Origin of the sequence: Acanthopleuribacter pedis, assembly GCF_017377855.1 — a bacterium.
GTDB lineage: Bacteria > Acidobacteriota > Holophagae > Acanthopleuribacterales > Acanthopleuribacteraceae > Acanthopleuribacter > Acanthopleuribacter pedis.
The window spans coordinates 237,782-245,921 of the sequence record NZ_JAFREP010000018.1 but is presented as its reverse complement, the minus strand read 5'-3'; the positions used below and the strand labels follow the sequence as shown (position 1 = coordinate 245,921).

The window sequence follows — 8,140 nt, the reverse complement described above, 5'->3', positions numbered from 1 at the left end:
AGCAAGGAACTCCCCGCGGCAAGTTAACCTCAGTCTCTAGTAGACCTCAATCCCAACAGCATTTTTTCTCCTCAAAAGCCTTTCACAAAAAGAAGGTTTTTGAGGAGAAAAAATGCCCCCGCTGAACGCGGCCGCTTCATCGGCCGCTAGGCCGGGGTATGTCTGGCTCTAACAAAAACGGTGGAACCTGAGATTTCCCCTTGCACTCAAACCCACAACACACTATCTGGATGTGGTCCTGTCGGCGCGTGATCAAAACGGGAAGGAGGAGCGACGCCGGATTCAGCTTGAAGCGGGTGCTTCATTGACGCCGATTGTGGCGACCTTATTTCCGCGCTTGTCCGCCTACGAACTACGCTTAACCGCGGATGATCCCGGCGTTTCCATGGCGCTGGAGCATTGGCCCGCGCGGGGGGGCGGCGGCGCGGTTGCCGCGGTGCGCCACGTGGGCGAATCGCCCTTGGCAACAGTCGTGCGTGTTTTTTAGTCGGCGCCGTCCCAGACTTCGATCTCGCGTTCGCGGCGAACCCAAAAGCCGCCCTCGGCGCGTGCGATGCGGGTACCGGCGACCCAATCCTCACAGTACCGATCCAGGAGGAAATGGTGTTCGCCGTTGAGCAGTGCTTCGCCGGTTTCGGTGAGGGTGACCTTGGCGTGGTTGCCGCCTGCCCTGGTGGTGCGATGAAGCGCGGGAAAGGGTTGGCTTTCGTCGGCGAGGGTAAGTAGGCGGTGGTGCAGGTAGGCGGCGTCGAGGGCGTGACGGTGAAAGGTTTTAAGCCCGAGTTGGTTGCCGATGATGCGCATGACGTCGGTCACCCCGTTTTTGACGGCGGTCAATAGACGCATGTCGATGCTGTTGAGCCCGTTGCCGTGGTTGGGGAAAAAATCGAGTAGGGCCAGGGTGACTTCCGCCAGCCAAGCGTCCTCGTCACCTGCTTGTAAATAGGTGAGGCGTAGGTGCGGGGAGAGCGCCGCCAGCGCGGCATAGTAATCGGCCAACCGCGACCATTGGGCGGGTTCAACCGTCATCCACTCCTGGTTGTCGCGAATGTCGGTTGGATTGAGAATGCCGCTGGAGGGCAACACCGGGAAGGCGGGGTGTTTGCTAAACACCAGGCGAACCTTGTCGCGTGCGACGCCCAGTTCCGAGAACAGGGCGATGAGCCAGGTGGTCCAGACCGTTTCGTCCACACTCTGCGAGCACCAAATCACCAGATGTCGGGCGGCGGCACAACGCGCGCTCAGGTCGTCCAGCTCCTCGTACAGCGTGGCGCTGAGCGCTTCGACCGAATGGTCGTGACGGTGCTGGTGGAGGCGTTGCCAGTAGCGGCGGCGTTCCGTGCGCCAGGTTTCTTGCGGGGTTATGGGGAGCAACGGACCGACGGAGAGTTGATCCATTTTGGAAATGAGGTTGCGTTCTTCCAGGTCAAACGCTTTTTTGATGCTGCCCGCCGCGGAAAGGGAGGGCACAAAGTGGAGATCGTTACGATCCGATTGGATAGCCATAAGCCGCGCGCGTTGTCCTTGCGATGAGTGGGGTGAAGCCCCATTGTACCCAAAGAAACGCGCGGGCGAGGGGCGATTTTGATTACTGGGTTACGTCGGGCCGGTGGATATAGGCCTCGATGGCGTCGATAAGGGTTTGACGCACGGCCGCGGATTGCGGCGCACCGAGGTCGACGAACCGCTGTTGGGCGCCTAGGAAGGTGGTGTACTCCATTTCGGCCAAGGCGCGGGCCGTTTCGGCCGGTAACGCGCGGGCTTCGAAGAGTTCGGCCATGTAACCCAGACGCAGTTGGTCGACCTGCTGAACCGCTAGGGCCGCGCGCGGATCATGCCGTGCCCAGCCGCGAATGATTTGGTCCAAGCGGTGATCCAGCTTTAGAACCACGGCGTTGAGGCGCTGGTTGCGGCCCGCGCGGTCGGCGTCCTGCTCGACCTGACGGATGACGTCGGTGGTGTGACGTTCCTGCCAGAGGTGGAGCAGGGCGGCGTTGTAGGCGGCCATGTCTTTAAAGTGGTGGTAGAAGCTGCCCTTTGATTTTTCCAGTGTAGTGCAGAGGCGGTCGATGGTGAGGGCATGCACGCCTTCCGCGCTGAGCAGGTGCAGCCCTTGTTCCAACCAATCGACGGCGCGAACCCGTTTGGCCATGACTCACCAGACCACGGCAACGGCGCTCGCGGCCATCAGCAGGCAGAGCGGTGAGTACAAGACGCGGTTCCAATGATGGTAGGGCAGGTCGCGGGTCGCGGGTCGCAGGCGTGTTTCGAAAAAGCCGGCAAAACCGCGCAGGGCGAAAACCGCCGCCATCAGCCAGGTCAGGCCCGCGACCCAAGGTGCATCGGTGCCGAGCCGGGCCGCTAAAAGGGTGAGCACCGCCGCCGCGGCAAGCAGGCCGGCAACCGCCAGCGTGGCCGCGCGGCCGGGAAAGGCCTGACCGCGTTTTTGGCCCACCACCAATTCGAGCAAATCGTCGCTGTTGGCCGCCGGCCAGGAGGAGCCCTGGGCCCAGGCCACGTGGATCAACGCGATGATCAGCAAGACCAAGGCGAGCGGCAGGGCGAACCCCCACTTGGCGGAAAGGGTGACCGGCCAAACGTAGGCGACGATGCCGAGGATGCCGATGGTACCGAGCAGGCTGCTTTGCGGCAACTTGGTGAAGGATCGGAAATGGAAGAGGGAGACACCGAGGAAAAGCGCGCCGAAGGGGAGGTTGAAGAGGGCGAGGGCGAGCAGGAGATTGGGGTCGCTGTCGGGTCGGGCGGCAAAAGCGCCGGCGATGACGTTGAGCGCGAGGAAATAGGTAATGAAATGCCAGCCGGCGGCGGTGGTTCCGCGGGCGAGCCGGGAAAGGGGCGCGGCGAAAACGGGTTCAAGGACGAGGCGGTGGCCGACGAAGGTGTGCAACCAAAAGGTGAAGAGGGCGACAAGCACGAGGATCATGGGGAAAAGCAACATGGAAAACCTCCTAAACAAACCGTACCTTATGGTATGGTTTTGGCTGTTTGCCGTCAACCCATATTTCGCGGCCGGCGTGGATTGCGGCTTTGTGTCACATCCATCGTTTGGGTTATCCGAGGTTTTGGTTAAGATGGTGGGACCTTTTGCCGGTCCATGAACCTCCCTCGGCCTTTCTGGTTTCGCCACCAATGGGCAAAAATACCTAACTTCGCCGGGTTTGGAGGTCCGCGCCGGCGCCGTCGCCGATCTAAACCGATGCGGCGGACCCACCTTTTAACGGAGTGTAAGCGGCACAGATGACCGGTCCTACCCACGACGACCTTCCCGGCTGGCCCGATTTTCTCGCGTTGTTTGACGCGTGGCGCCGTCGCACGGGGCCGGCTGCCGACGCGGCCGGGTTCTTGCGTTGGGTGGTCGTGGAAACCGCGGCTGAAAACCCCGATCCGCTTTTGGCGGACGCCTTGACCCGTTTTGCGGCGATTGCCCCCGAGACGGAAGGGGCGCCGCCCTGCCAAGACCGATTCCTGCTTTGGCTGGCGCGGTGTTGTGCCGCGTCGGATCGGTTCGCGCGCGCGCAAGACACGGCGGGCGGGCCGGCGCCTGCCGACGCGGCGCAACCGGTTTTTTATGACGAACAGGATGGGCCCTTGCCGGCGGAGATCGGGCCTTTTACGGTAAAAGCGTTGATCGGGCGCGGCGGCATGGGGGTGATTTACCTGGGGGAGCGCGAGGGGGAAACCCGCCAGATCGCGGCGGTGAAGGTGTTGCAGCGGGTCGGCGGCCCGCATGTGGCGGCGTTTAAGAAGGAGATGCGGTTGCTGGCGTCGCTGCAGCATCCCAACATCGCCTTTTTCCTGGATCACGGGACGACGGCGGACGGCCGCCCCTGGCTGGCACTGGAGTACATTGACGGGCGGCCCTTGGATCAGTGGTGCGCGGAAGAGAAACCGAGTTTGGATGAACGCCTGACGGTGTTTCTCAAAATCTGCGATGCGGTTGGGTTCGCCCACAACAACCTCATCATCCACCGCGATCTCAAACCCAACAACATCCTCATTCAGCACAATGGGGAACCCAAGCTGCTCGATTTCGGCATTGCCTCCCTGCTGGATCCCGATACGGAAGTGCAGCAAACCATGACGCTTTACCAGCAATGGGCCTGCACCCCGGATTACGCTTCGCCGGAACAACTGCGGCGCGAACGGTTGACGGCGGCGACGGACGTCTACAGTTTGGGGGTGCTGTTGTACGAACTGTTGACAGGCGATAAACCCTACCAGGTCGACGCCCGCACCCCGCTGCAAATGTTGGAGTGCCACACGGCTCCCACGATGAACAAACCGAGTCGGCATGTTCTCAAACGGAGGTTGCCGAACGCGGTGGCCTCGAGCCGGTTGCGTGGAGATTTGGATGTCATCTGCATGAAAGCGCTGGCGGGCGACCGCAAGCTGCGCTACCCGGCGGTGACCACCTTCGCCGGAGACCTACGGCGCTACCAACGCGGTTTGCCGATTCATGCGCGGCCGGCGTCAAGCGCCTACCGGTTGGTGAAATTTTTACAGCGCAACCGCGTGCAGGTGGTGTGGGGGACGCTGCTGGTGCTGGTTCTGCTGGGTGCGACCTTTCAGGCGCACCATCAATCGCGCCGGATCGCCGCGGAACGCGATCAAACGGCCCTTCAGCGGGACCGGGCGGAACAGGTGCGCGACTTTTTGGTGTCGATGTTCCACCAGGTCGATCCGCGCACCAGTGGCAAACACAGTGAAGCGATCAGCGCCTTGGATATTTTGGAGGGCGGTCAGCATGAAATGAGCGCGAGCCTGCAAACCGATCCCGAAACCCATGCCTCCCTGCTGCTCACCTTGGGCGAGGTATACCGCGGTTTGGGCCGTTATGATCGTTCCCGGCTCCTATTGGCCGAGGCGCTCGACTTACCCGATTTGGCAGGGTTGCAACGGTTGGAACTGGAACTGGCGATGGTTGAAACCATGGCGGCCCAGGGACGTTTTCCCGCGGCGCAGGAGCGTTTGAAGGACAAGGTTGAACCCTTGCGGGTGGGTGCGCCGCAAGCAGTTTTGGCTCGGTTGGAACACACGCGGGGCCGCGTTGCGGTGGGTTTGGGTCGCTATCAAGAGGCCAAGGAGGCTTTTGCTCGGGCGACCCAGCATTTGGAAGATCCACGCGGGCAAACGGCATTGGATCTGATGCGGGATCAGGCGGCTTTGTTGGCGGCGCTGGATCAATTCGAACCTTCGCTGGCGGCGCTTCAGGCCTTACTCGAAACGGAGACGGCCCGTTTCGGTGAGGAACACCCGCGCTTGTTGCCCACGGTGGCCGCGATTGGGGAAACCTACATGGAACTGGCGGCCTACGAGGCGGCCGAGGCCCATTTTGTTCGGGCCGAAAAGTTGGTGGAACGCCACTATGGGCGCGAGCATCCGTATTTTGTGGATAACCTGCTGCGTTTTTCAAAGTTAGAAGGTGCAAAGGGTCGCCATGCCGAGTCTAAACCCTTTTTGACGGAGGCCTTGGCGTTGGGGAACCGCCTGCTGGGCGAGGACCATCCGGTGGTGATCTCGGTGATCCATCAATTGAGTTCGGTGTACCTGGCGATGGGTCGCCTGGAAGTGGCCGAGGATCTTTTGCGGCAGGGTTACCTGGACCTGGTCAATCGGCACGGTGAGAAGTTCCTGGGACTCAGTGATACCCTGGTTCAGTGGGCCGATATCTTGAAGTTTCGCGGCGAATACGGCTTGGCGGAGGAACGCTTGCGCCAGGCCTTGGCGCTGCAACGAACCCGGGATTCGCCCGAGGCGGTGCTGGATAAAGCGCACGTGTTGGAGCGTTTGGCGCGGCTCCAGCAAGAGCAGGGCGATTATGCAGAAGCCGAGGCCCATTTTCGCCAAGTGTTGGTCCTGCGGCGGAACCGTTTGGGTTCCGAACATCCCAAGGTGGCCAATTCCCTGAATGATTTGGGGTTTTTGCTGACCGAAAAAGGTGCCTTGGACGAGGCCGAAACCAAGCTTCAGGAAGCCTTGGCGATTAACAGCAGGGTTTTTGGCGAAGAGCACCCGGAGGTGGCCCGCACGCTCGCCAACCTTAGCTTGGTGCGTTTGGATCATGGGGACCCAACCCAGGCGGAAAACCACCTGCGCCGCGCCTTGGCGATTTATCTGAAGCGCTACGATGAACTGAATTTAGCGGTGGCCAATACCTTGGACCAGTTGGCCTCGGTGCTGAAGGAGCAGGAGCGTTACGACGAGGCGGAACATGCAGGGCGGCGTTCGGTGGATCTCAAAATCAGGCTGCTGGGGGAAGATCATCCTTACGTGGCCAACAGCTTGAACAACCTGGCGGCGGTGCTCTCGCAAAAGGGCGATCTGGATGGGGCGGTCGCCCATTACGAACGCGCGGTGGCGATTCAGAAGGCGGCCCTGGGTGGGACCTCGCTGGATTATTCCATCATGCTGAACAACGTGGCGGTGTTGTTGTACCGCAACCGCGATTATCAGGCGGCGGTCAGCAAATACGCGGAAGTGCTGCGGATTCAGGACGGGATTTTTCCCGAGGGCAACAGCAACACGGCTTCCAGTTGCCGGAATCTCGGGCTGGTCCACCGCGCCTTGGGTGATACGGTGACCGCGGAATTGTACCTGCGCCGTGCGGCTGAATTGCGCGCGCGTTTGTTGGGACCCGAGAGTTACGGATACAGCGCCGTACTGGTTTCCCTGGCGGAAACCCTGGCGATGCGGGGTGATTTGGCCGAGGCCGAGCGCTTGTTCTGCCGTGCTCTGGATATTCGGCTTGAGCTGCGCGGCCCGGATCACCCCTCGGTTGGGGTGGTTTGGTACGGGCTGGCGCGGTTGGCGGCGCTGGACTGGGACTTGGACCGGGCGGAAGCGCTGGTGGCACGATCCCGTGCGATTTTTCTGGCGCGCTACGAGCCGGGGGATGGGCGCGTGTTGGAAACCTATGAACTCGCGGCCGAAATCCACGCCGGACGGGGTGATGTTGCGGCGGTGCAACGGGAAATTGAAACGGCCTTGGCCGCGGCGGATGTGGCGCCTTTTGATCGTGCCTCGCTCCTGTTGACGGCGGCCCGGTTGGGCGGACGTCGGGCCGATCCGGCTGAAACGGAACGGGCCTTGCGCGAGGCGGAAGCGCTATTTTTCCCTTTCCAGAACCCGCTTCCTCTTGCGCGTGTGCTTGCCCTGCGCGCGCGGGACGCCATGGAACGCGGTGCCTGGGACGAGGCGGAAGACGGTTTGCGCTGGGTATTGGCGCTGCGCGCCTCGGCTTACGGCGAGGCCCATCCACTGATGGTGGGGACGCGGCTCGATTTGGTCGCGGCGCTGACAGCGCGCGGGCGGCTTGATTCAGCTCGGGCTTTGCTGCAGGAAGTGCGCGGCGGTGCCGCGGAGCAACTGCCGACGGCCCATCCCTACCACCTGTTGATGGACGCGACGGCGGGCCGCCTTTTGGTTGCCGAAGGCCAATCCGCGCGCGGTTCGCGCATGGTCGCCGGCGCGCACGCGACGCTGGCGGCGCGCTTGGGCGCGGACCATGCGCTCACACGTCGGGTGGCGCGCCAACTGGACGCGATTCGTTAAACCAGGCTTATTCGGGTGAAAAAACCAACATCCACTGAATGCCGAACTTGTCGCGGAGCATGCCGAACGGGCCTTCCAACGGCATGATGACTTGGCCGCCCTCGGCCAGTTTGGTGTAGGTGGCTTTTTGGCGTTCCTGATCGGGGAAGGTCAGGAACAAGGAAAAATTGTCGCCTTGGTTGAGCTTGTGGGGCGGTAGGTTGTCGGACGCGCGAAAACGGGCCGGCCCGATGTGAAATTCGGCGTTAAAAACAAGCTCGGAATGGTCCTCGTCGATTTGCAAGGGTGATTCGGCAAAGGTCTGGAGGAACGCGACTTCGCCGCCGGTGCATTCGTTGTAAAACTCGAGTGCGCGACGGCAGGTACCGGGGAAAATCAGATAGGGCATCAGTTGGTTTTGCATAAAACACTCCCTTGGGGTGGGTGCCGGTATTAGGGTGGGGGATGTGCATGCAGGCTAGCACAGTCTGAAGCGAGAAGGGTTGGTAAGTTGCGGTGGACCGCGTCGCGGCTTGGCTCGTGGCTTAGTTTGGTTCGGCCGGTGGGTTGGTGCCAAGATGTGCCGCGT

General features: G+C 61.7%; 5 protein-coding genes and 1 pseudogene. 2 read left to right on the top strand and 4 right to left on the bottom strand.

What is annotated here, in order from left to right; translation table 11 throughout:
- Window positions 1–316 precede the first annotated feature (316 nt).
- Window positions 317–487, top strand: a complete 171-nt coding sequence (locus tag J3U88_RS19675) for a hypothetical protein (protein ID WP_207860657.1) — start codon at window positions 317–319, stop codon at window positions 485–487.
- On the opposite strand, the gene J3U88_RS19670 is transcribed toward J3U88_RS19675, so the two are convergent.
- The 3 genes and pseudogenes from J3U88_RS19670 to J3U88_RS19660 all read right to left on the bottom strand — a co-directional run bounded on the left by J3U88_RS19670 (window position 484) and on the right by J3U88_RS19660 (window position 2,959).
- On the bottom strand, window positions 484–1,506 hold the full coding sequence (locus J3U88_RS19670) for a DUF1835 domain-containing protein (protein WP_207860656.1): 1,023 nt from the start codon (window positions 1,504–1,506) through the stop codon (window positions 484–486). The genes J3U88_RS19675 and J3U88_RS19670 overlap by 4 nt on opposite strands.
- 508 nt (window positions 1,507–2,014) lie before the next feature.
- Window positions 2,015–2,152 (bottom strand): annotated as a pseudogene (locus J3U88_RS35365) (TetR/AcrR family transcriptional regulator); the annotation flags it as partial.
- 3 nt (window positions 2,153–2,155) lie between these two features.
- Entirely contained in the window at window positions 2,156–2,959 is an 804-nt protein-coding gene (locus tag J3U88_RS19660) for a DUF3995 domain-containing protein (RefSeq protein WP_207860654.1), read from the bottom strand.
- 299 nt (window positions 2,960–3,258) lie between these two features.
- Here J3U88_RS19660 and J3U88_RS19655 point away from each other — a divergent pair, with 299 nt between their 5' ends.
- Window positions 3,259–7,572: a serine/threonine-protein kinase gene (locus J3U88_RS19655; protein ID WP_207860653.1), complete on the top strand. Its 4,314-nt coding sequence runs from the start codon at window positions 3,259–3,261 to the stop codon at window positions 7,570–7,572.
- Between the two features lie 7 nt (window positions 7,573–7,579).
- Here J3U88_RS19655 and J3U88_RS19650 read toward each other — a convergent pair whose 3' ends face one another.
- The gene (locus J3U88_RS19650) at window positions 7,580–7,975 is read right to left on the bottom strand and encodes a VOC family protein (RefSeq protein ID WP_207860652.1); all 396 of its coding nucleotides are present in this window, start codon (window positions 7,973–7,975) and stop codon (window positions 7,580–7,582) included.
- Window positions 7,976–8,140: the final 165 nt, after the last annotated feature.